This window comes from Lapidilactobacillus bayanensis (genome assembly GCF_003946695.1).
Lineage (GTDB): Bacteria > Bacillota > Bacilli > Lactobacillales > Lactobacillaceae > Lapidilactobacillus > Lapidilactobacillus bayanensis.
Genome location: NZ_RHOX01000008.1, coordinates 60,771 through 85,283 on the forward strand (window position 1 = coordinate 60,771; position 24,513 = coordinate 85,283).

20 protein-coding genes are annotated in these 24,513 nt (G+C 41.8%); 13 read left to right on the forward strand and 7 right to left on the reverse strand.

The features are described from left to right. The first annotated feature begins 1 nt into the window (after nucleotide 1). From EKM65_RS04490 to EKM65_RS04500, 3 genes are read left to right on the forward strand one after another with little or no spacing between them, the layout of a single operon-like run. Entirely contained in the window at nucleotides 2-1,669 is a 1,668-nt protein-coding gene (locus EKM65_RS04490; protein ID WP_125605944.1) for a formate--tetrahydrofolate ligase, read from the forward strand. A 25-nt stretch (nucleotides 1,670-1,694) separates the two neighbouring features. Then, a complete protein-coding gene (gene lspA / locus EKM65_RS04495; RefSeq protein ID WP_404803125.1) occupies nucleotides 1,695-2,168 on the forward strand; it encodes a signal peptidase II in 474 nt (157 codons plus the stop codon). Continuing rightward, entirely contained in the window at nucleotides 2,161-3,093 is a 933-nt protein-coding gene (locus EKM65_RS04500; RefSeq protein WP_125605949.1) for an RluA family pseudouridine synthase, read from the forward strand. The genes lspA and EKM65_RS04500 overlap by 8 nt, the downstream gene beginning before the upstream one ends. 352 nt (nucleotides 3,094-3,445) lie before the next feature. Here the strand turns inward: EKM65_RS04500 and EKM65_RS04505 are convergent, their stop codons facing one another. Beyond that, a complete protein-coding gene (locus EKM65_RS04505) occupies nucleotides 3,446-4,519 on the reverse strand; it encodes an endonuclease/exonuclease/phosphatase family protein (protein WP_125605953.1) in 1,074 nt (357 codons plus the stop codon). Nucleotides 4,520-5,466: 947 nt separating this feature from the next. On the opposite strand from EKM65_RS04505, the gene pyrR reads away from it, so the two are divergent. Continuing rightward, complete coding sequence (gene pyrR, locus EKM65_RS04510) at nucleotides 5,467-5,982, forward strand: bifunctional pyr operon transcriptional regulator/uracil phosphoribosyltransferase PyrR (RefSeq protein ID WP_164506815.1); 516 nt, start codon at nucleotides 5,467-5,469, stop codon at nucleotides 5,980-5,982. 38 nt (nucleotides 5,983-6,020) lie between these two features. Continuing rightward, a complete protein-coding gene (locus EKM65_RS04515; RefSeq protein ID WP_125605959.1) occupies nucleotides 6,021-7,298 on the forward strand; it encodes a solute carrier family 23 protein in 1,278 nt (425 codons plus the stop codon). Nucleotides 7,299-7,711: 413 nt separating this feature from the next. Here EKM65_RS04515 and EKM65_RS11195 read toward each other — a convergent pair whose 3' ends face one another. Continuing rightward, a complete protein-coding gene (locus tag EKM65_RS11195; protein WP_164506816.1) occupies nucleotides 7,712-7,870 on the reverse strand; it encodes a hypothetical protein in 159 nt (52 codons plus the stop codon). 316 nt (nucleotides 7,871-8,186) lie between these two features. Between EKM65_RS11195 and EKM65_RS04520 the strand changes: the two genes are divergently transcribed. The 3 genes from EKM65_RS04520 (at nucleotide 8,187) to EKM65_RS04530 (ending at nucleotide 12,802) form a co-directional block, all read left to right on the forward strand. Further along, nucleotides 8,187-9,269 (forward strand): carbamoyl phosphate synthase small subunit, encoded by a 1,083-nt coding sequence (locus EKM65_RS04520; protein ID WP_125605962.1) that lies wholly within the window; start codon nucleotides 8,187-8,189, stop codon nucleotides 9,267-9,269. Further along, the gene (locus tag EKM65_RS04525; protein ID WP_125605965.1) at nucleotides 9,269-12,472 is read left to right on the forward strand and encodes a carbamoyl phosphate synthase large subunit; all 3,204 of its coding nucleotides are present in this window, start codon (nucleotides 9,269-9,271) and stop codon (nucleotides 12,470-12,472) included. The genes EKM65_RS04520 and EKM65_RS04525 overlap by 1 nt, the downstream gene beginning before the upstream one ends. A 129-nt stretch (nucleotides 12,473-12,601) precedes the next feature. Then, nucleotides 12,602-12,802 (forward strand): hypothetical protein, encoded by a 201-nt coding sequence (locus tag EKM65_RS04530; RefSeq protein WP_125605968.1) that lies wholly within the window; start codon nucleotides 12,602-12,604, stop codon nucleotides 12,800-12,802. 452 nt (nucleotides 12,803-13,254) lie between these two features. Here EKM65_RS04530 and EKM65_RS04535 read toward each other — a convergent pair whose 3' ends face one another. Beyond that, on the reverse strand, nucleotides 13,255-14,976 hold the full coding sequence (locus EKM65_RS04535; protein WP_125605971.1) for an Rqc2 family fibronectin-binding protein: 1,722 nt from the start codon (nucleotides 14,974-14,976) through the stop codon (nucleotides 13,255-13,257). A gap of 502 nt (nucleotides 14,977-15,478) precedes the next feature. On the opposite strand from EKM65_RS04535, the gene EKM65_RS04540 reads away from it, so the two are divergent. From EKM65_RS04540 to EKM65_RS04555, 5 genes are all read left to right on the forward strand, one after another. Continuing rightward, the gene (locus EKM65_RS04540) at nucleotides 15,479-16,345 is read left to right on the forward strand and encodes a DegV family protein (RefSeq protein WP_125605973.1); all 867 of its coding nucleotides are present in this window, start codon (nucleotides 15,479-15,481) and stop codon (nucleotides 16,343-16,345) included. A 54-nt stretch (nucleotides 16,346-16,399) separates the two neighbouring features. Further along, nucleotides 16,400-17,137 carry a class I SAM-dependent methyltransferase gene (locus EKM65_RS04545; protein ID WP_125606023.1) on the forward strand — a complete coding sequence of 246 codons (738 nt, stop codon included), beginning with the start codon at nucleotides 16,400-16,402 and terminating at the stop codon, nucleotides 17,135-17,137. 148 nt (nucleotides 17,138-17,285) lie between these two features. Then, the gene (locus EKM65_RS11200; RefSeq protein WP_164506817.1) at nucleotides 17,286-17,438 is read left to right on the forward strand and encodes a hypothetical protein; all 153 of its coding nucleotides are present in this window, start codon (nucleotides 17,286-17,288) and stop codon (nucleotides 17,436-17,438) included. Between the two features lie 549 nt (nucleotides 17,439-17,987). Continuing rightward, nucleotides 17,988-19,670, forward strand: coding sequence for an oleate hydratase (locus EKM65_RS04550; protein ID WP_125605976.1), 1,683 nt, complete (start codon nucleotides 17,988-17,990; stop codon nucleotides 19,668-19,670). A 274-nt stretch (nucleotides 19,671-19,944) separates the two neighbouring features. Further along, a complete protein-coding gene (locus tag EKM65_RS04555; protein WP_125605981.1) occupies nucleotides 19,945-20,775 on the forward strand; it encodes an aldo/keto reductase in 831 nt (276 codons plus the stop codon). An 87-nt stretch (nucleotides 20,776-20,862) separates the two neighbouring features. Here EKM65_RS04555 and EKM65_RS11440 read toward each other — a convergent pair whose 3' ends face one another. The 4 genes from EKM65_RS11440 to EKM65_RS04570 form a co-directional block, all read right to left on the reverse strand. Then, nucleotides 20,863-21,006 carry a hypothetical protein gene (locus tag EKM65_RS11440; RefSeq protein WP_225420399.1) on the reverse strand — a complete coding sequence of 48 codons (144 nt, stop codon included), beginning with the start codon at nucleotides 21,004-21,006 and terminating at the stop codon, nucleotides 20,863-20,865. After that, nucleotides 21,003-21,512, reverse strand: coding sequence for an NAD(P)H-binding protein (locus EKM65_RS04560; RefSeq protein WP_225420400.1), 510 nt, complete (start codon nucleotides 21,510-21,512; stop codon nucleotides 21,003-21,005). The genes EKM65_RS11440 and EKM65_RS04560 overlap by 4 nt, the downstream gene beginning before the upstream one ends. A 654-nt stretch (nucleotides 21,513-22,166) precedes the next feature. Then, nucleotides 22,167-24,089 carry an acyltransferase family protein gene (locus EKM65_RS04565; RefSeq protein WP_125605984.1) on the reverse strand — a complete coding sequence of 641 codons (1,923 nt, stop codon included), beginning with the start codon at nucleotides 24,087-24,089 and terminating at the stop codon, nucleotides 22,167-22,169. Beyond that, nucleotides 24,086-24,511 (reverse strand): MORN repeat-containing protein, encoded by a 426-nt coding sequence (locus EKM65_RS04570; protein ID WP_164506818.1) that lies wholly within the window; start codon nucleotides 24,509-24,511, stop codon nucleotides 24,086-24,088. The genes EKM65_RS04565 and EKM65_RS04570 overlap by 4 nt, the downstream gene beginning before the upstream one ends. Between the last annotated feature and the right edge of the window lie 2 nt (nucleotides 24,512-24,513).

Here is a 24,513-nt window from a genome sequence, read left to right on the forward strand (position 1 = left end):
GATGGAAGATATCGCTATTGCCCAACAGAACGTCCCAGAACCGATTGAAAAAATTGCCGAGAAAATCGGCTTAACGACTCAAGAAATCGAACCTTACGGCCACGACAAGGCTAAATTACCCTTGGCTGCCTTAACTAAACTAAATCAAAATCCTGCCGGCAAATTGGTACTGGTGACTTCAATCAACCCCACACCAGCAGGCGAGGGGAAATCAACGGTTCTAGTTGGTTTGGCTGATGCGTTACGCCAGCGCCACCAAAAGGCTGTGATTGCGTTACGTGAACCATCGCTGGGTCCAGTGATGGGAATGAAAGGCGGTGCTACTGGTGGTGGTTATGCCCAAGTGATGCCAATGGCCGATATTAATTTGCACTTTACTGGTGATATGCACGCCTTAACTGCCACAGTCAATACTTTGGCCGCTTTAATTGACAATCACATTCATCAGGGGAACGCCCTGCAGATTGATCCTAAGCGAATCATCTGGAAGCGCGCCTTAGATATTAATGATCGAGCATTGCGCGAGATTGTGATTGGCTTAGGGAAGCCAGCTAACGGTGAAATGCGGCAAGATGGCTTTGATATTACGGTTGCCAGCGAAATGATGGCCGTTTTATGTTTAGCCACTAGTTTAGCTGATTTGAAACAGCGAATTGCTAAAATTTTAATTGGTTATACTTATGATCGTGAACCAGTTTATGTGGGTGATTTAAAAGTCGCCGGTGCATTGACCGTGCTTTTGAAAGATGCGATTAAACCTAACTTAGTGCAAACTTTGGAACATACACCGGCAATTATTCACGGTGGACCTTTCGCTAATATCGCCCATGGTTGCAATAGTATTTTAGCTACGGAAGCTGCGATTCATGCTGGTGATTATGCGATTACTGAAGCCGGATTTGGTGCAGATCTTGGTGCAGAGAAGTTCCTTGATATTGTCACACCTAAGTTATCGAAAACACCCGATGTCATCGTCGTTGTAGCCACTGTCCGCGCTTTGAAATATAATGGCGGTCAACCGCTCGCTGAACTTAAAGAAGAAAGTGTCAAGGCCTTAGAACGGGGCTACGAGAACTTGCATCGTCATCTACAAAACATGCAACGCTACGGGATTCCTGTTGTGGTAAGCATTAATCATTTCACATCTGATTCTGAGAACGAATTAGCAGTGCTTCAAGATTTAATCAGTCAAGAAGGATTGGTCAGTGCGATTACTGACGTTCATGAAGAAGGTGGCCGTGGTGGTTTAGCCTTAGCTGATTTAGTGATGGAAGCTGCTGAAGATGAAGTACCAGATTACAAGCGTTTATATGATGATGGCGAAGCAGTAACAACTAAAATTCGCACGATTGCGCAGAAAATTTATGGCGCCGCTGATATCGAATTAACTGGTCCGGCTAAAACCCAATTACGTCAAATTAAACGGCATGGCTGGGATAAATTACCAGTTTGTATTGCCAAAACACAATATTCATTTTCAGATCAACCTAAACTTTTGGGCGCACCAACTGGGTTCACATTAACCATTCGCGAATTAATACCAAAGTTAGGTGCAGGTTTTATCGTGGCAATGGCGGGGAGCGTTTTAACCATGCCTGGTTTGCCGACACACCCAGCTGCTGAAAAAATCGATATTGATGCAGATGGAAAAATTAGCGGCTTGTTCTAACACAAATAAAATGTAGGGGCAAATGATGTACACACTTATTCTAATTATCGGGGCCGCTGTTGTCGGCGCCGATCAACTTTTAAAAACTTGGATCACCAATCATATCGCCTTTGGTCACGCAGAAACAATTGTGCCTGGTTTATTATCCATGACCAAGATTCATAACACTGGTGCGGCTTGGAGTAGCTTTGAAGGCAAAACTTGGTTCTTTTACATCGTGACGTTAATTGCTGTGGCCATTATTTTACCGTTATTGATTAAGGCTTGGCTTCAAAAAACTAGTCTCGTTTACTATACGGGCCTAGTTTTGATGTTGGCTGGCACAATTGGCAATTTTATCGACCGCGCGCGCCAAGGTTTTGTCGTTGACATGTTCCAATTAGACTTCATTAATTTTCCTATTTTCAACATTGCTGATTTGGCGTTAACGGTTGGTGTGGTGCTACTATTTATCTTCGTTATTTTCCTTGATCGAGATGAGGAGGATACTAATGCCTGAATACACGGCAAGAATTGACCAAGAGACTGGTCGAATTGATAAGGTGGCCGCTGAATTATTTTCAGAAGTCAGCCGTTCTCAAGTTCAAACGGCGATTAAAAATCAACGACTACAAGTTAACGGTCAAGTCGTTAAAGCCAAGTATCAAGTGCAGCCGGCTGACGTGATCACGTTAGTTTTACCTGAGCCAGAACCGATTGCCGCGCAACCGGAACCAATGGATCTGGATATTGTCTATGAAGATGATCAAGTCATTGTCGTCAATAAGTCACAAGGCATGGTCGTTCATCCAGCACCGGGGCATTTGCATGGCACGTTAGTTAATGGCTTGTTGGCGCATGGCCAACTTTCGTCCATTAATGGCAAGATTCGTCCCGGAATCGTTCACCGCATCGATCGCGATACTTCGGGTTTGTTAATGATTGCCAAAACCGACGTTGCCCACAAGTCATTAACGGAACAATTAAGGCAAAAAACTAATTTGCGTGAATATGTAGCTCTAGTTCATGGTGTGATTTCGGAAGAGACGGGGACAATTAATGCACCGCTAGCCCGTGATCCGAAGAATCGCAAACGTCAAGCGATCGTTACCGGCGGCCGCAATGCCGTCACTCATTTCAAAGTAGTCGAACGTTTTGCGGATTATACCTTAATTCGTTGTCGTTTAGAAACCGGGCGCACACACCAAATCCGTGTTCATTTACAGTATATTAAACATCCCGTCGCCGGCGATCCTTTGTATGGACCGAAGAAAACTTTACCCGGTCACGGACAATTCCTGCACGCTGCCAAACTAGGTTTTATTCATCCAACGACAGGCAAGTGGCTCGAGTTTGAAGCACCGTTACCAGATATTTTCGCAGAAACTTTAGCACAATTACGCTCGGGTGAACCGATTAGATTAGTACCGAATAACGGTCGTTAAACAGCAATAAATAGTTGGATAGCAACTGTTTGTGTCTACAGCGTTCTTACTACAGTGTCAATTTTAGTATTGGCTCGAACTGGTAGTCACCAACAATTATTAGGTATTTAGTTCGCGCAATGCGTGCTTAATTGACAATGAATCATCACAAAAAGAAGTCGAGAAAAAATCTCGGCTTCCTTTTATTTTAGATTATTGTGACACCAAGACCTGATTTAAAATAACTCGCTATGCTGTTCTGATCAAAACGCTGGTTCTCAGAACTTTTCTTTTTGCGGCAACGATTATGTTGCCACTTAGATGATTTGAAGACATGCCCTAGTTTTAGTCAGCATTTTTATTTAACCGCTAATTATTGCCGTAATTTAAACTTTAGGACGGCCGGATTGTGATCTGAATATTGAAATTGTGTATCGGCAATGTGTACTGACTGCGCTGAAACATTAGGGGAGAGAATGAAGCCGTCGACTAAGGTTATAAAAGTGCGCCCCTTTTTGTAAGGCTGATCCATTCCCCGAACAGACGGCACAGCGGCCGCGGCTAGACCAGCAGTAGGAACTGTAAAACCTTGAGGTAACTCACTAAACGGAAATAAGTGGGTCCAAGTTAAACCCGACTTTTGTGAATTAAAAATTTGGGCGCTATTTTTCAATAAGCGGTGATTGTAGTCACCGCCAATAATAACGTAGTCACCGTTTTGATAGGCGTTTTCTGCATAAGCAAATAACTTTTTGAACTGTGCTTTTTGAATACTTTGATCCTTCGTGAAAGCTGATAAGTGGACGTTGATGAGTTGTAATTTACGGCCATTGACAACTGGTACTTGTGTCACAGTGAAGCAGCGATCCAGATCAGTCAGTTTGGTCACATTCGTCGCAATTGGCAGCGAGTAGCGTTGTGCCTGCACTACTTTTTTATTACTTAATGTTACCAGACCAGATTTAGCGGCACCAATCGGATCGTTGAAAGGGTAAAAAAGATAGGGAGTATCATAATTTTGACCATAAACGCGTGCATGACTCTTTCGAAAGGCATTTGTTAACAAGTTGACTTCATCCACGTTACGAGAACGTTGACCCCAACGATCAACCTCCTGAAAGAACGCAAAATCGGGTTGGTTGGCCCTCGTCGTCTTGATCACACCGGCAAGATTACCCTTAACTGCCGCAGTACTACGCGCTTTAGATTCTGTGCCGCCATCCATGAAGAAACTGTCTTTAGGCGTGTACGCACCATAGCCAATATTATAAGTTTGCACCGTATAATTAGTGCCAGTTTTAACCTGCGCGGTTTGATTAGCGACTGGTTTAAGCACCATTTTTGCCGGCAAACGATAGTAAGTAGCAAACACGTAAACTAAGTAGCCCGCCACCACAACTAAAAACACACCAAGAATTCTCAATAACCATTTCAACCAACGTTTCATGTTCTAACTCCCTTTGCCCAAAAATCGATTAACGTTGGTAATCGTATAATAATGCCGGATTGATGTCAAAAATATCGCTATGAGTATTACTTTAAGCCGGATGAAAACTGATTCGTCTCAAACTTGGTTATGAATGTTAAGATCTAAAACTGTTATGTTGCGGTTCTTCGTGCCTGCGGAAAATACGCTGGTGGAACGCTGTGGGCTCGACTTTAAGCCAATCTACGATTGTCTTAAAGCTCGGCCTTGTCGTAAATGGTAAACCATTAACGACAATATCACAGCTGACCGCGATTTCCCTCCGGCACTGAGTAAAGAGATGATATGGTGTGATTTAACTGCAAGTTTGTACTTCTCAAAATTTTATGAGGAAATTCAACCACTCGTCAATTCAGCGCTTGCGCAAAGGTTGCCCTCTCGCTTGTTTAGTGGTGGAAAATAAATACCGCTCAGTAGTGACATTAATGTTAGCAATTTATTGCTTACATTAAGGCTCGCATTTGAGACGATTTGTCCTGCAATCGACTCAAATCGATGCCCACTACGTTCCAGCGACTAGTATTTATTTTCCACCACGATACTCGCACGTTCTATACGCAACCTTTGCGCAAGCGCGAAGAACCGCAACAAAACAGTTTTAGTGTTCGCCGTCACGCTAGCGCACTATATTTCATGACGTCTTTTTGCAAAAGTACAAAAGCAACTGCTACGACAAATATTTCGCAAGTGTACTTGCGAGATACAGTTGAACACTTTTGGGACTTGACATTCAAAAAGTAAACCTTTACACTTAGTTTCAATTAAGTCCTTTAATTTAGTCCCGTGAGGCTGAGAAGGAATTCGACTTTTTTAGGTAATCATTGTCTAATTCTGAAAGTTTAATCATGCCTCATGACTAGTTATTGGTCATGGGGCTTTTATTATGCATCGAAATAGGAGGAATGATTGTGGCAAAGGTTGTGATGGATCAGGCGGCGCTGCGCCGGGTACTAACGCGAATGACTTACGAAATAATTGAGCAGAACCGGGGTCTAGGCGATTTAATGATTGTGGGGATTGAAACGCGGGGAGCGTATTTGGCTCAGCGGATCGGCCAGCAAATTGAACAACTTGAAGGTAAACAGGTACCTGTGATCAATTTAGATATTACGAATTACCGTGATGATCGTCCTATTGATGCGACAGTTGCCAAACCAAAACTAGATTTGGGCGTTGAGCAGAAGAATCTCGTTTTAGTCGACGATGTCCTTTATACTGGTCGGACAATCCGCGCGGCCTTAGATGCGTTGATGAGTAACGGCTGCCCGCAAAAAATTGCCTTAGCCGTTTTAATCGATCGTGGGCATCGTGAACTGCCGATTCGGCCTGATTTTGTGGGGAAGAATATTCCGACTGCTCATGATGAATCAATTAGTGTGCAGATGACTGAAGTTGATGCTAGTGATCAAGTTGTTTTGAATTAAATTACCACAAATTATAATGATATTTTGGAGGAAATAATATGCCAGCTAATCAACATCATGATGAAATTGTTTTAGACATTGAAGATCGGCCTAAATTCGGACCCTGGGTCGCGTTATCCATTCAACATTTGTTCGCGATGTTCGGCTCGACGGTCCTAGTGCCAATTTTAGTCGGGTTAGATCCCGGGATTGCGTTGTTCAGTTCGGGTGTGGGGACGTTGTTGCATATTCTGATCACTAAACGTAAAATTCCCGCTTATATGGGTTCTAGTTTTGCTTTTATTATCCCAATGCAATCCTTAATGAAAACAGTTGGCTATCCGGGAATTTCTCAAGGGATTATCTCGGTTGGCTTGGTCTATGTGATCGTCGCGGCTATTATTTCCCGAATTGGCTCTGATTGGATTGATAAAGCTTTGCCACCAATCGTTGTCGGTCCGATTGTCATGACGATTGGCTTGTCCTTAGCAACTTCTGCGGCTAACAACGCGACATTAGACGCTCATGGTCACTACAATGGCAAAATTTTACTCGTTGCGTTACTCACATTGTTAATCACGATCGTTTTCAACATGTACTTGAAAGGTTTCTGGGGTGAAATTGCCATTCTTCTTGGGATTATTGTCGGTTATCTTTTAGCCTTGGCCTTTGGTCTGGTGGATTTAACTCCAGTTGTTGAAGCTCATTGGTTCAAAGCACCAAATTTTGAATTGCCATTCGTTAATTACAAGCCGAAGTTTTACTGGGGTTCGATTGCCATGATGGCGCCGATTGCTTTCGTCACCATGACTGAACATATGGGCCATTTGATGGTTTTAAACGGGCTAACTGGGCGCAACTTTTTCAAAGATCCCGGCTTAAATAAGACCTTGACTGGTGATGGGACCGCGTCAATCTTTGCCGGTTTAGTTGGTGGCCCGGCGATTACCAGTTACGGTGAAAATATCGGGGTCATGGCCATTAACCGAATTTATAGCGTCTGGGTCATTATTGGTGCCGCCACTTTCGCCGTTTTATTTAGTTTTATTGGCAAACTCAGTGCCTTAATTCAAAGTATTCCTGGTGCCGTTCTCGGCGGTATTAGCTTCTTGCTCTTCGGCGTCATCGCCTCGAGTGGCTTACGCATTCTAATTGAAGAACATATCGACTTCAATAAGCGTCGCAACTTAATGATAGCGTCTAGTATTTTGATTATTGGCGTCGGCAACGTTACTTTGCAATTAGGGACTTACCAATTCACCGGTGTCGCCTTGGCAACTATTATTGGCATTATTTTGAATTTAATCTTGCCTCAAGAAGCAGCCAGTGAAAAATAAAGCAGATCGTTGATTCCGAGATGTTGAGCTTCTTCGTGCCTACGGGAAATGCGCTAGTGGAACACTGCGAGTATTGATTGGGGCCGAATAAAAAACTGATTTGTCTCAAATGCAAGCTTTGTTGTAAGTGGTAAACCCTAAAACTGTCATGTTGAAGCTTCTTCGTGCCTACGGGAAATGCGCTGGTGGAACGCTGCGAGCTTGATTTGAGCCAAATCAAAAACCGATTTGTCTCAAATACAAACTTTCTTGTAAGTGGTAAACCACTAACAAGAATGCCGCGGCTGACCGCGATTTTCCTCCGGCACTGACAAAAGTGTGTTAGTGCCGTCCTAACTACAATTTTGCGTCTTAAAAAAATTGGAAGTGATTTAAACACTTGTCAGTTCAGCGCTTGCGCAAAGGTTGCCATCTTACTCGATTAGTGGCGGCGAAGAAATACCGCTCAGTAGTGACATTATTGTTGACGATTTATCGGCTACAATAAGGCTCGTATTTGAGACGATTCGTCCTTTAATCGGCTCAAATCGACGCCCACTACGTTCCAGCGTTACGTATTTCTTCGCCGCCACGGCAACGCGCACGTTACATGAGCAACCTTTGCGCAAGCGCGAAGAATGACAACATAACAGTTCTAGTTGACACTAACTTAATCAGCAATGAACACGCCACATTCCCTGAGGTACAAAGAACCACAAGTTCAACGACCAGTTCACTTTTTTACGATCACTAAGTTAGCAAGCGACTGATCAGAGCAAGTAGGTTATAATAGAGATAATTTAAAACGTGACAATCAATTGATTGTCCGTTTTTGTGTGCCTAGCTATGATCAGTGCCGGACGCGATGAAATTTTAACCATAACTGCTCATATAGGGGAGTTGGATAATTTGAAACGATATTTAATTTTAGAAGATGGGACAGTTTTTCCCGGAGAAGCGTTTGGTGCCACAACCAATACGACAGGAATGTTGACGATTTATACCGGCGCAACTGGTTATCAAGAGGCCATTACGAATTACGCTTTTACAGGCCAAATTTTAGCCTTTGCGGCGCCACAACAGGGAGCTACTGGCATTAATCGTGATGATTATGAAGCAATCGGTTCGGCAATCAAGGCTGTCGTGATCGGTGAGAATTACGATTTGAACACACACTGGCATTCACAAATGACGTTGAACGATTTTCTCACTGAGCAGCGTATTCCCGGCCTAATGAATGTGGATACGCGTCGTCTGTACCGTCACATTGCTAAGTTTGGCAATATGAAAGCTAGTATTATGGACACTCATGATGAACACGCGCATGATCAAATTAAGGCGTTAGTTGTTGCCAATAATCAAGTGAGCCAGGTCTCGACCAAACAACCATATCCGAGCCCCAACATTGGCAAAAATGTCGTGGTCATCGACTTAGGGCTGAAAAATACTTTACTGCGGGAATTGTCAAAACGGCAGTGTAACGTGACGGTTGTGCCTTATGATACCAGTGATGCCATCATTAATAGCTTAGCACCAGATGGCGTCTTAATTAGTAATGGCCCCGGTAAACCTGAGGCGCTAGCTAAAACGATTGCGACCGTTAAAACGATTCAAAATCGTTATCCTATTTTTGCAATTGGTTTAGGTTTCGCAATTGTTGTCTTAGCCAATGACGTTGCGGTGAGAACGCGCACATTTTCCCGGCATCGCCTTAATCTGGCTGTTCAAGAAAAGATTACGCAAGATATTAATCTAGTTTCGCAAAATAGTAATTTTTATTTAACGACGACGGATGCTATTGGTGATTTATTGAGTACTTATGTCGCCATTAATAGCGATGAAATCGTGGGAATTCGCCATCGTTATTTGCCAATTTACGCGGTGAATTTCGATCCAGAAGCTGCTCCTGGTCCTAAAGATGGCCTGCATTTCTTCGATGACTTTCTGGAATTAATGGAGGCGAACATTGCCCGCAGAAAGAGGGAATTCTAATGGTCAAACGCACAGATATTAATAAGATTTTAGTGATTGGCTCTGGCCCTTTTGTCGTCGGTCAAGATAGTGAATTTGATTACTTAGGTACTGAAACTGTCACGACTTTGGCCGCTGCTGGTTATCAAGTGATTCTGGTTAACTCTAATCCCGCCACTAGCATGACTAATAGTTATCCGAATTTACGCGTTTACTTGGAACCGTTGACGGAGAAATTCCTTTCAGAAATTATCCGCAAAGAACTGCCAGATGCGATTTTAGCTAATGCCGGCGGCCAAACAACGGTTAACTTATTAACGCAATTACAGCACAACGGTGTTTTGAAACGACTACAAATTAAAATCATCGGTCCCAGTCTGCATACCTTTCAACAGGCAACGAGTAGCAAGGATTTCCATCAGTTACTGCAACAAGCTGATTTACCGACAAATCCCACGCTGACACTCACACCAGACGACGATATCACGCACCAAGTTACGCAATTAGGGTGGCCAATTATGATTCGGCCCATTAATTCAATTGGCGGTACCGGCGGCGGTATTGCTGAGAACCAAAGTGAACTAGTGGAGATTTTTGAACGTGCCTTGGCTATTTCACCGATTCATCGCGTTACTGTGACCCATAGCTTGGCTGGTTTAAAAGAAATCGAATTTGAGATTTTACGCGATCACGCCGATCAAGTCAGCGCGTTATTTAATTGTGAGCAATTAAATCCGGTTGGGATTCATTCTGGCGACTCCATTACTTTTGCGCCGATTCAAACCTTGACCGATCGCGAGGTTCAACAATTACGCAATGCTGCCATCAAAATCACCCGCCAATTGCAAGTGATTGGTAGTTGCAATGTTCAGTTTGCTATAGATCCCAAGAATGGTAAATTTTGGATTTTAAAAGCAACACCACGACTGGGACGAACGAGTGCCTTTGCCGCCAAAGCACTAAATTATCCACTTGCTAAGGTGGCTGCCTTATTAGCGGTTGGTTATCGGTTAGATGAAATTGATCATCCGTTCGAAAAAGGTGCGACGGCGTTAGTTGAGCCAGCTTTTGATTACTTAGCCGTCAAAATGCCGCGTTGGCCCTTCGATCGTATTTCTGGAGCCGATCGTGCGTTAGGTGCAGAAATGAAGTCTACCGGAGAAGTAATGATCTTAGAGCGTAGCATTGAAGCTGCGATTCTCAGAGGTATTCGTGCTTTAGATATGCGCACTGATCATTTGGTTCAAGGCAAGATCACAATGCTTTCTGATGAAGAGTTGACCGCTGGTTTAATCTATCCGACCGATGAGGAAATCTTTTACCTCGCTGAAGCACTGCGTCGTGGTTATACCGTGGAAGATTTAAGCCATCTTTCAAAGATCGATGCCTTTTTCATCGCCAAGATTCAGCATATCATTGAATTAGAACGACAATTAGTCGAGCAAAAGGCCGATTTGACCGTGTTGAAAAATGCTAAACGCTATGGCTTTTCTGATTTAGAAATAAGTCAACTATGGGAAGTCACGGTTGATCAATTGGTCGCCTTGCGCCAAGAAGCTGGTATCACGATTGGTTTTCAAGAAATAAACGCCATTGCCGGCAGTCCTTTAGTTCATTCTCAATATTATTTCTCAACTTACGGCACCGAAAATGAAGTCGTGTGTGAACAAAGTGGCGATAAAGTTCTAATTATTGGTTCTGGCCCATTTGAAGTTGGGCAGGGGAGTGAAGTTGATTATGTCACGGTGCAAAGTTTATTGACGATGCGGCGACTAGGCTTCCAGACGATTTTATTGAACAATAATCCTGATGCCTACTCAACTAGTATCGGTGTGGCCGATCGAGTTTATAATGCCCCCATCAATTTAGAGGCAGCGATCAATATCGCTCAAGTTGAACAACCACGTTATGTCATTACCCAACTTGGTGGTAAATCCGCTAGTAAATTAACGAGTGGACTGACTGCGGCCGGCTTTAATGTTTTAGGCGCTTCTGCAGCCGCCTTAAATAATGTCCACCAACCGGCGAAATTACAAGATTTATTGCAGCAATTAGATTTCAGGGGACCAATCGTTAAGGAGATCCAATCACCGGCTGAATTTACGACTTATTTGGCTGACCCAGCAGCGATTCCTTTTCCAATTTTAATTCACCCTAATCCAGCCCATATTTTTTCGCCAACTGAAGTGCTCAACAATCATCATGATTTACAACGGTACGCGCAACAATTCCAGCGTGATCCGGAGAACTTTCCTTTTACCACACGGGCATTTCTCAGTGGCAACAAGTATGAAGTTGATGGAATTTATGATGGTCAGCAAATTCTGATTACCGGGGTGTTAGAACATTTAGAACATTCGAGTTTGCATTCCGGCGATGTGATGACGATTACGCCGGCGCAGAATTTAACCGCCGAAATGTTGCAGCGCATGCAAGATGTTTTCATTAAAGTTGGGGCGACTTTGGGGACAATCGGCTTTATGAACATTCGCTTCTTAGTGAAACAAGATCAACTTTATGTCTTAGCGATAGATTTGAAAGGAAGTCGTAATTTAGCCTTTCTTGATAAAACAGTTCCCGAAAAAATCATCGCCCTGGGTGTCCGTGTCTTAATGGGCACGACTTTGCAAGAATTGGGCTTTGCATCTGCGGCGACACTAGTTCCTCAAGGAGTTCACGTGAAGATGCCTGTTTTCTCATTTACGAAATTAAACAAACGGGAAAAACTAGCAGAAACACAAATGAAAACAACTGGCGAGGCAATTGGTACTGACTTCACCTTTGAAAAGGCCCTTTATAAGGCGCTAGAAGCCTCTCGACAACCATTGCCAGGGTTTGGTCGAATCCTGTTTTCAATTGCCTCACATGACATGACAGTCGGTTTAGAGATGGCCCAACATTTCAAGCGACTAGGATATCAAATCGTTGCTACAGCCAAAACTGCTGCTGCCTTTCAAGCGGCTGGCTTGGTCACTGATTTGGTTAATGAAATTGGTGAAACGCAACCCAATATCGACACCGAAATTAGTACGGGTAAAATTCAAATGGTTATCAACACCGCTGAATGGCGAGGACCGGTTAGTGTGCTCGGAGCAATACTCCGTGAAGTCGCCGTCATGCATCATGTGCCACTAATTACAACGATGGATGAAGCACAGGCTATTTTAACCGTCCTAGAATCGCGGGCATTCGCCATTGAACCTTTAGTTGAAAAAGAAGACTGATCGGCTTTTTGTGGAGTATTCTTCGCACCTTTTCAAAAGCTGTGAGGCGCCGTGATATGGAAACTAAAACTGTTTTGTTGTGGTTCTTCGCGCTGGCGCAAAGGTTGCTCATGTAACATGCGCGTTGCCGTGGCGGCGAAAGAATACTTAGCGCTGGAACGTAGTGGGCGTTGCTTGAAGCCAATTTTTTGCAAAATTGTCTCCAAGACAAGCCTTCTTGTAACAGCCAAGGCTGCAACAAGAATCTCACTACTGAGCGGTATTCTTTCGCCGCCACTTAGCCAGCAAGAGGGCAACCTTTGTGCAAGCACTGAATTGACTAGTGGTTGAACTGCTTTTGATTTTTAGAAGCGCAGATTCGCTGTTAAATCACACCATATTATCTCTTTCATCAGTGCCGGAGGGAAATCGCGGTCATCCGTGGCCTTCTCGTTAGCGATTTATCGCTTACGAGAAGGCCGAGCTTTAAGACAATCGTGGATTGGTTTAAAGTCGAGCCCACAGCGTTCCACCAACGTATTTCCCGTAGGCACGAAGAAGCACAAGATAACAGTTCTAGGTCTTAGTGTTTATAATAAGGTTTGTATTTGAACCGAATTATTTTTCATTCGGCTCAGACCAATGCTCGCAGCGTTCCACCAGCGTATTTCCCGTAGGCACGAAGAAGCTCAACCTAACAATTCGACGAGCCAGCCAATTTTGCTAGCTATAGTCAAATCTAAGCGCCAAGTCAAAAAAGGTTCTGATTCAATTTTCACTGAATCAGAACCTTTAATTTACACTTATTTTTGATGCCGCATTTGCTCAACTAATTCACGTTCTGGCGTGACGTACAAGGTTTTTTGCCCGGTGAAAATGACAAAGCCTGGCTTGGCGCCATTGGGTTTATGAATTTGTTTCACCTTGACATAGTCAACTGGTACCTGGCTCGATGCGCGGGCCTTGGAGAAGTAAGCGGCTAGTTTAGCTGCCTCTAAAATTGTCGCCTCACTGGGATCGTCAGATTGGATGATCACATGTGAACCTGGAATATTCTTAGTATGCAACCATAAGTCAGTTTTACGCGCCTTTTTCAACGTTAATTGATCGTTCTGGAGATTATTCTTACCAACGAGAATTGATGTTCCATCACTGGCGTAGAATTGTTCAGCGGGGTTGATTTTAACTTTGGCTTTCTTTTTCTTCTTGTCGGCGCGAATAATTCCTTGCTGCTCCAATTCAACGCGAATATCTTCAATATCTTTCGGTTCGCCAACTTCAACTTGAGCTAAAACACCCGTCAAATAATCAAGTTCAGCTTGCGTTTCCTCTAGTTGTGTCTTAACGTAAATGATCGCGTTCTTATCCTTTTGATAGCGGGTGAAATATTTCTGCGCATTTTTGGCCGGGGTTAGGGCAGGGGACAATCCGATTGTCAGTGGCCGATTGTCGTCATAAAAATTCGGTAGCGTCACTTGCTTAGCATGTTCAGGTACCTCGCGCAAATAAGTCATTAAGATCTCGCCTTTAATTCGAACTTCATCGGAATTTTGTGCGCTAGCCATTGTTTGTTGTAATTTTTTTAACTTTTTTTGATTTCGTTTAATCACGGTATTCAAACGTTGTAACAAGTTGCTAGCCAGTTGGTGTTTCCGGTCAGATTCGGCTTTCTGTCCAAAGAAACGATCCAACATGCCACTTAAGGTTGTAAAATTGCTAGTAACTGAATCAGTAAACGTTTGATAGGAAATCGCCGCGAACTGTAACTTGTGATTTTGTTGACCGATGGTTGGTTGAACGTGGTCAAAAGTTTGCCAGAAATTTTGGACAATGGCAATCATTTCGGTTGCCGAACGCGCAGTTTTCGTACGGTCAGCTAATTCCGTGGCGGTGTCTGTTCCTAAACCTTGGAAGAAATTCTGCCAAACGCGGGCCGGCTTGTTCTTCAAGTCGTGAAGTTGTAACCAGACTTGATCCCAATCGGCGGTCGCAATCTCGTTAGCAAAAGGATCGAATCCGCTGGATAATTCAGGTTGTAGATACTGAGCACCAGGCATTAACAGGCGATAACGGTTTTGATCAGGCGAAACGTGTTTGATTAATTCAATCACCCGATTAGTTGCTTGTTCAATTAAAAAGATATTGCTGTGCCGTCCCATCATTTCCACAACTAATAACAAATCTTCTTGATCACCAAGTTCGTCACGAGAACGCAGTGAAATTCTTAAAATTCGATCATTTTCAACTTGTTCAATGGATTCAACACTCGCATTTTCTAAATATTTACGCAGTGTCATGACAAAATTAGGCGCAGTTTTAGGATTAGCATAAGGAATCTCGGTAATTTGAGCGCGGGCAAGACTAGGATTAGCCGAGAGTAGTAGGGGATAATTATGACGGTGGCTGCGAATCGTGACGATAATCTCTAGCGGATAAGGTTGTTGAATTTTAACAACTTTACCACCAACAAAAGTCGTCACGAGTTCTGCAGTCATCGCATGTAGAAACGTTCCATCAAATGACATGTTAAATTCCTTTCGAGTTGTAAGTCTAGGAAGTACGAGTTTTACGGTTAAGTAATTTTACTGTATAATCATACTATTCAAGTAAAATTTGGTAGCTATTATCTACAAACTAGCTTTGAAAATTTCTGAATTAATATGTGATTAAAGGCTTTATAAATAAAACCGAACCTATCATATTCTATCATAAAGTCACGTCAGTACCCAGTCACACTAACTAGGAATGTTGCACAGCCATTTAGGAAGAAAAAATATTCGGATGCACAAGTTTATTTTCGAAGATACTGAAAGAATTTACAAGATCTGCGGCTATTTAAATATTGACCTTGGCATCTTCAACGGTTTTGTCTGAGCCGACTTTTTATTGATGATGGCTTCAATGATTGGCATTGGCTTAATTCTGTTCGCACTAATGCCATAGACTAATCGCAGAATGCCGATTAACTCAATGCTACAAAAGCGGCCGTAATAACTCGCACCATCGCTTCAAGGGGGAATTTCTAGATTGAAAATTGCAATTGTTACCGATAGCTCGGCTTATTTACCAGCCGAAGAAGTTACTAAATACCAAATTAAAGTCGTGCCAATTCCAGTAATCATTGATAATCAGGTTTATGAAGAAGGCGCCGATTTGACGACGGCCGAATTTTACGACAAGTTACGCAATGCTAAAAGTTTTCCCAGCACCTCTCAACCAGTTTTAGGAGATATGCTGCGGCTTTATGAAGATTTAGCCAATGAAGGTTATGATACTGTTCTGTCGATTCATCTAGCCAGTACGATCTCTGGATTTTACAACACCTTAATCACAGCAGCACCAGAAATTAACAGCATCAAAGTTATACCTTATGATTCTGGCATCACCGTTCGTTTAATGGGTTATTTAGTCATCAAGGCCGCCGAAATGGCCCAAGCAGGCAGAACCGCCACTGAAATTATTGCCGAGTTAAATCGTTTGAAGCAAACCATGAATGAAGTTTTCATCGTGAATGATTTACAAAACTTAGTGCGTGGCGGACGCCTTTCTAATTCGGCGGCTTTCATTGGGTCAATGTTGAAGATCAAGCCGCTATTAACGTTCGATGAACAATCGAATAAAATCGTTGCCTTTGAAAAAGTTCGTTCGCTAAAAAAAGCCTACAAACGTGCAGAAGAACTTTTTACCGAGGCGTATCAACAAACGACGGTGCCCTTGCGACTAATGATCATTCATGCTAACGATTTGCCGGCCGCTCAAGCATGGCAGACTGAACTTCAAGCCAAGTTCCCTGATTTAACGACTGAGATCACTTACTTCGGACCAGTCGTCGGCACTCATTTAGGTGAAAGAGCAATCGCCCTGGCCTGGATCAAAGATATTTTCGCATCGTGATAACCAAAACGCCAATTACCAGAACGCCAATTAATTGTAAAGAAGTTAGTGATGATGAAAGAGAATAAATATGATGACGCTGAATTTTTCGCGGCATACAGCAAGTTTCCCCGTTCCGTTGATGGCTTGCAAGCAGCGGGTGAGTGGCATGAGTTTAAGCAGTTATTACCCAATTTTACCGATCAGCGTGTTTTAGACATTGGTTGTGGCTTTGGCTGGCACTGTCGCTATGCCGCCGATAATGGTGCCCAATCGGTTTTAGGAATTGACCTATCCGAAAAAATGCTCCAAGTTGCTGCCCAAAAAACTAACAATCCGAAAGTTCACTACCAGCAAATGGCCATGGAAGATTTAGATTTTGTACCGAATAGTTTCGATGTGGTGCTCAGCTCGTTAGCATTTCATTACACACCTAATTTCAGTGATATTTGTCGAAAGATCAACGGTTGCTTAACGGCTAACGGTAAATTTATTTTTTCAGTTGAACATCCTGTTTTTACAGCGGAAGGTCATCAAGATTGGGTCTATGATCAGCAAGGTAATCCGAAATATTGGCCTGTTGATCACTACTTTAACGAAGGTCAACGTGATGCGATTTTTCTTGGTCAGCACGTGACGAAATATCACCGCACGCTAACGACTTATCTCAATACGTTGTTGCAGACTGGATTTAATCTCACGAAGATTGTCGAACCGATGCCCGCAGCAGACCTACTTGCAACTGTTCCCGGCATGAAAGACGAACTCCGCCGGCCGATGATGCTATTAGTTGCTGCAGAGAAAACTAAGTAGAATTTGACCTGGCATGCTCTAGTATTATGGTGATAAAAAATACTTAGTGCTAGGCATTACTGTTTAAAAAAGTGGAAACTAAAACTGTTATTTTGCGGTTCTCCGTGCTCGCGCAAAGGGTTGCTTATAAAACGTGCGAGGTGCCGTGGTGGAAAATAAATACTTTTCGCTGGAACGTAGTGCGCGTCGATTTGAGCCGATTGAAGAACAAATCGTCTCAAATACGAGCCTTATTGTAGCCGATAAATCGTCAACAATAATGTCACTACTGAGCGGTATTTATTTTCCATCACTAAGCTAACAAGATGGCAACCTTTGCGCAAGCGCTGAGTTGACGTGTGGTTGAAGCACTTCTAATTTTCAGGAGTACAAATTTGCTATTACATCACACTATATCATCTCTTTAGTCAGTGCCGGAGGGAAATCGCGGTCAGCCGCGGAATTGTTGTTAGTGGTTTACCACTTACAACAAAGCCGAGCTTTAAGACAATCTCTGATTGGCTTAAAGTCGTGCTCGCAGCGTTCCACCAACGCATTTTCCGTAGGCACGAAGAAGCACGACATAATAGTTTTAGGACTTAGTATTTCCCACAGGCACGAAGAAGTACGACATAACAATTTTAGAATTTAGTATTTATAATGATCTTGTTAATTAAATTTTCAAATGGCCCCAATACGACACTATTAACTTAGTGTCGTATTTTTTTACAACATATGAGCTTTGAATATTGGTTTTTCTGCTAAAGGCCTTATAATCAAGATGTACAAAGATCTAATACCGCAATAGACAAACAGGTTGTTATATTGCGGATAAACTCAGCGCAACATAATTTGATAAGGAGTGATTTTAATGTTACGTAAAGCTTATATGATCGGTGCCGGCATTGGTAATCTAGCAGCTGCAATTTATTTGATCCGTGATGGTCATTGGCAAGGTAATCAAATTGCCATGTTTAGTTTGGAAACGCACGGTGCGAATGATGGTGCCGCAGTTAGTGATTATGAACATGAGTATGGTAATCAACCACTTGGTAACAATAAAGGTTTCTTGGCTAAAGGCGGTCGAATGCTCAACGAGGAAACTTATGAGAACTTATGGGACGTTTTACGTTCTGTTCCTTCAGAAGACCATCCTGGTTGGAGTGTTACTGATGATATCTTGAATTTTGATCACGCTCATCCAACTCATGACGTTGCTCGTTTAATGGATAAAACTGAAGGTATCCGCAATCATGGTGGTAAGAACGACTATCGTCATATGCAGTTTAACAACCGCGATCGGGCCCGCTTAACAGAGCTCATGATGATGTCAGAGAGTAAAGAAGAACGGCTTAACGATATTAGTATTGAAGAATGGTTTAAGAATACGCCGCATATTTTCACAACTAACTTCTGGTATATGTGGGAAACAACTTTTGCTTTCAAGCGCCAAAGTTCAGCAATGGAATTGCGTCGTTACATGAACCGGATGATTCTTGAATTCAGTCGTATCAACACATTAGCAGGTGTCACACGCACACCATACAATCAATATGAGAGTATCATCTTACCAATGCGTCATTTTCTAGAAAAACAAGGCGTTATTTTCAAAAATAATATTAAAGTCACTGAATTATTATTTGCAGACTCACCACTGCGGGATAAAATCACGGTGACAGGTTTGAAATATGAAACAGTTAATACCAAAGAACCAAAAACGGGCACAATTCAAATCGACCCTGACGATTTTGTCTTTGATACGAATGGTTCAATCACCGATAGCAGCTCGATTGGTGATATTGATACACCAATTAAAGAGAATATGGAATATGCACCATCAGCCATGCTTTGGAAGAAGGCAACCGAACATTTCTATCAATTGGGGCATCCTGACAAGTTCTTTAACGATCGGGAACAATCCGAGTGGTCTAGTTTCACGGTAACGACTAAGAATCACTATTTACTCGATCAAATTAGCCGTATTACCACACAACAACCTGGTCATGCCTTGAATACGTTTATTGACAGCAATGAATTATTATCAATCGTTGTTCATCATCAACCACATTTCCGCGCTCAAAAGGAAAACGAGACAATTTTCTGGGGCTACAGTTTATATCCACGCCAAACTGGTGACTATGTTGCTAAACCATTCATCGAAATGACCGGTCGCGAAATGTTAGAGGAATTAATTGGTCAATTAGCAGCAATCGATCATAGTTCAGACAACATTCGCAATCATGTCGATGAAATTATGGACAGCGTGATTAACGTTATTCCAGTCTATATGCCTTATGCGAGTGCCTTGTTCAATCAACGTGCCAAAGGTGATCGTCCAGCAGTTGTTCCAGAAGGATCAACGAACTTGGCCTTCATTAGTCAGTTCGTAGAGATGCCGTTTGATATGGTCTTTACAGAACAATATTCATTCCGTGCTGCTCAAGTTGCCGTTTATCATTTCTTAGGTATTCCAGAAAGTCATTTAACCAAACTTCATCATTATGAAAAGAGTCCTAAAGTAATGGCTCGCGCGACTAAGACAATGTTTAGATAGTGATGCTTAAAAAGTAGAAGGAAAGCTGCATTGTATTTGTTGATTAATCTAGCAGTTTGAGTTCAAGCTTTTATTCCAATACAATTTAAATAAAAAGAACTAGGATTTTTGTCCTAGTTCTTTTTATTTGGCCAGCGTTTGAACAAAGGTATAATAAAGAAAGGTTGATGTTTCAATAGATTAACTAAGTGAAATCGATAATTTCATTCTGATAGTTTTAAAGTCAAACAGTATCAGAAAGAACAATCAGATCAAAGAATTAGGGAGGTCTCTTATGAAAACATTTCAATTGCGTGATGGATTAGTATTACCACAAGTTGGTTTTGGCACCTATCGGTTAAACGGAGCTATTGGTGTTAATACAATTGTCTCAGCATTAAATACTGGTTACCGTTTATTAGATACTGCCTTTAACTATGAAAATGAGGGAGCGGTAGGTGAGGCAGTGCGCCGTAGTGGTATTCCTCGTTCAGAAATTTTAATTTCTTCTAAACTACCAGGTCGTCATCATCATTATCAGGAAGCCTTGAATACAATTCAAGAGTCACTTTATCGCGCGGGGTTAGATTATTACGACTTGTATTTGATTCATTGGCCCAATCCGCAAGAAGACCATTACGTTGAAGCTTGGCGAGCATTGATTGCTGCGCAAAAATTTGGCTTGATTCGTTCTATTGGTGTTTCCAACTTCTTACCAGAACATTTGCAGCGCTTAGCAGCTGAGACTGGTATTTGGCCAGTTGTGAATCAAATTGAATTACACGCATACTTCAATCAGGCAACACAGCGAAAATTCGATCATGAACATCACATCCTTGATGAGGCTTGGAGTCCATTAGGCCGGGGTAATAACGAAATAAACGAACCGATTTTTCAAGAATTAGCCAGTAAATATCATAAAAATGCTGGTCAGATTATTTTGCGTTGGCAAACACAACTCGAAGTTTTACCAATTCCCAAATCAAGTCACTTAACTCGACAAAAAGCCAATTTAGATATTTTTGATTTTAAGTTGACAGATACTGAAATGGCAGCGATTAATCAATTATCTAAAGCAGATGGCCGTTTAGCTGATCAAGATCCTGCTATCTATCAAGAATTCTAACAAGTGTTTTAATTAAAAAGAACAGTCACTCCAAGAAAATCAGAGTGACTGTTCTTTTTAATTTTGATTGTCTCTTGAGTCCGTTGACTAAAACGCATTTTCAATTGCTTCTGAGCCGTTGACAAACGTATAAATTTCACCAATAGTCTGCGAATTGTCAAGGACAGCCGCAATCACCGCTGCAACATCACCACGAGTAACCGTTAAATCACCGGTTGGCGCCCCACTCAAATTAATTTCACCGGTAGGGGGGTAGCATCAGTAAGCGTACCTGGGCGTAAAATCGTATATTGCAAATTCGTACGTAATTGTAACCACTGATCAGCATAATACTTGGCCACATAATAACCACGAATTGAAGAATCAGCCCAAAAGTCACGCTCGCCAGTTCCCAACGCACTAACCATTACGAAACGTTTGACGAAGGTTTGTTGTGCAGCCTCCATCGTTTTAACAGCACCATCTAAGTCAATGTTCAGTGTTCTGTTTTGACCACCGCGACCGCCAGAACCTGCCGTGAAAACAATTGCGTCTGGCTTAATGGTTGTCATCACTTGAGCCATTTCGGCAACTGAACCCATTAAATCATAAGCAACCGGAATACCACCAAGTTGTGCCAACTCATCATTTTGTGATGCATCACGAACGGCAGCATAGACCTGATTACCTTGATCAGCCAACAGTTTCGTCGTTAATTGACCAACATGACCATGTGCACCAATAATTAGAATTTTCATTTGTTATGACCTCCAGAATTGATCTTTATCTATATATTATAAGATTGATCTTTATCTATATATTATAAGCGTACCCATCTTTTAAATAAAACGCACGTTAAAAGTTCTGTTAAGTTGATTCAACGTCAAAATAAAATGTAGAGATACTAAATCTACCTAATTATGTTGTCATGCTAAATTATCTTCGGATTGAGTTGAATTAAGATTGAATAAGTAGGGTAGAGATAAAAACATGCGAACAAATCAAATGATTCGTTTTAGTTAACATAATATATATTATTGGAAGAATTGTTTAAAATAAAATACGCTCGATCTTTTGACATGCTTTTTAAATACTAATATGTTTTGACCTTCTTTGCTACTCAAATTCGAAATTAATTAAGTGGCTTCTTCCCACTATCACAATATTTTAATTTAAAGCATTTCAGTCATTGACTTTATTCGTCTGATTTCAAAATATGAAACAACTTGATCGACTTAAGATTTTTATTCTTGATTATCAAACCTGATTATTAAAAATTCTATTCAAATATCTTCTATCTTCCTTCGAAATAAGTATAAATCATAATGTCTTTACCATACTAAACTAAATTTTACCACACTAAAAAAGTCACCTTATTTGAAAAACTACGGTGACTTTTTTAGTGTTATTTCTTATTTCTTGATTGGTTGTTTCTTGGCAGCGATTAAAGCATCGTTAACGCATTGGGCGAATAATATATTACCTTGAGCGTTGCCACCGAAGTGTGTGCCATCACTGCCTTTGAAAACTTCTGGATGTGCTTTGGCCAATGAATTCCAGTCGGCAATGGTAATCCAGGGATATTTTCTAGGTAATGTTCGTTCATAAACAGCTAATTTTTCAGAATTATATGTGGCATTTGCTGATCCGTCGTGCGGCGTCATTAAAATTAGATGATGACCTTTTCCCAACGAATTAATAACTTTGTCTGTTTGTAATTGCCAGTCATTCAGTGCGTTGGTGCCAATGGCAATCACGACATATTGACGTAAAATGTGATTCTTTTGCTGATTCATCATGACCTTATAGGCTAAGTCCATCGTTCGATTACCTGCTGCATCAATCGAACTGTTTGCCACGTGAGCGCCTAAATATTGACGTGTTCCCAATGTCACACTATCGCCGATGATTGACACGCCTTTAGGGACGGCATTTAAAATACTTTCTTCTTCAGCCTGGGCTTTTTCCAATGCAGTTTTAGCAGCGAGTTTCTTTTTACGTGCGATAGCAGCCTGCTTCTTCGCTTCAATTGCGGCGAGAACTGATTGATGAGCGGTCTTTAGTTGATCTGCATCTTGGTACAAGCTACCAGTCCAAAGATTGGTCTCTAAACTCGTCATTGTTGGCGCAGCATAAGCTGTATATGCGGACACGACAGTTAAAGCAACCACAATGACTGCCATAATAATTTGAACAAACTGCTTTTTTAAAGCCTGCGTGATGCGTTGATCTTGCAGAGGTAAGGCTTTGCCGGCAATTAATGGTTCTAAGATATAATACGATAATGCCGAAAAGAATAATGAAAACACCAGCGTTAAAATAACAGCTAAATTAGTGGTTACAACGTGCGAAAAGATCACAAAAAACGGCCAATGAAATAAATAAACACTGTAGCTTGTATCCGCCAAGAATGAAATAAGTTTAGGTTCAGCGACCGTCGGTGTTTTCTCATGGAGTATTCTCGCTGCGTAAATCATCACGCATGCGAGTAGACTTGCAGCTAGAAATCCGTAGAAATAAGTTGTGCGCTGATCAAATTGTAACGTGAAACTTAGTCCGAGTAAGGTCATGAAACTTAAAACTAGCACCACAATCGCAGCCGGTGCTGACCATCTTTGAACGCTAACCTTAAAACGCGTGGACGTTTCGCGAATGCCGACTAAGATTCCCAGACAGCTACCTAAAAAGAATGGGAAGCAATGAGTTAATGTTGAAAAATAAACCGGTGAAAACTCTTTGAGATGTAACGAACCAATAACCATAGCCGCAAAACTAGCAATTAAAAATATACTAGACAATACAAATAGTGATAATTTAAAAATAAGTAGTGCTCTTGTTGTGCTTCGCTGTTGTTGACCATGCTTAATCAGCTTAGCGATAACGAAGGCGCATAAACCCCAAATAATGTAATAATGCATTTCAACCGCTAATGACCACGTATGGACAAACAAATGGGGAATGAAGTTAGTTTCATAACTCCCCCCTGTTGCAATTTCATAAAAATTAGTCGTAAAGCCTAAGGCTGCAGTAATTTGTTTACCAATATCAGTGACGTAATCGCGACTAATTAAATACGTAAAAGGTATGACCAACAAAATAGATAATACCAATGGTGGTACGATGCGATAAAAACGTCGCCGATAAAATCCTTGTAAATTAAAACCGTCGTGGCGATGAAACTCATCAATCATTAAGGCGGTAATCAAATAACCAGAAAACGTAAAGAAGATATCAACGCCAATAAAACCACCAGGTAACAGATTCTTAAAAAAATGATAGGTTAATACTAGAATCAGCCCGGTTATCCGCACAAAACTAAACCATTTTATTCTCATGGCCGCTCCAAGACCCCATTCTTATATTTACCGATCACTTGTTGCTGTGCATTCAATATCTGACCTTGCTCGCTAATCGCGCCAGACTTGAAGTGGCCAGAATAAAGCCAGCCTTTAGTCGCGGTATATTTGCCAACACCATTGAATCGACCATCAACAAACTGACCCACGTAAGTCCCCTGGTTAGCAATTTTTAAAGTGCCCTGTCCATTAAACTTTTGATGCGCCACTCGACCTTGATAACTGATCTTACCTTGATCCAGTTGCACTTGCGCTGGTCCACTGTAATCTGGCCAAAAACTATAAATGGCACAAGCAATAACAGCCAAGATTGTCAGTAACTCTAAAAAATTTCGTCGTGAAAAACGCGGCTGTTTGACAGCAGAACTTGCTGCTGTCGTCCGCCTTGAATTATCCCCCACTG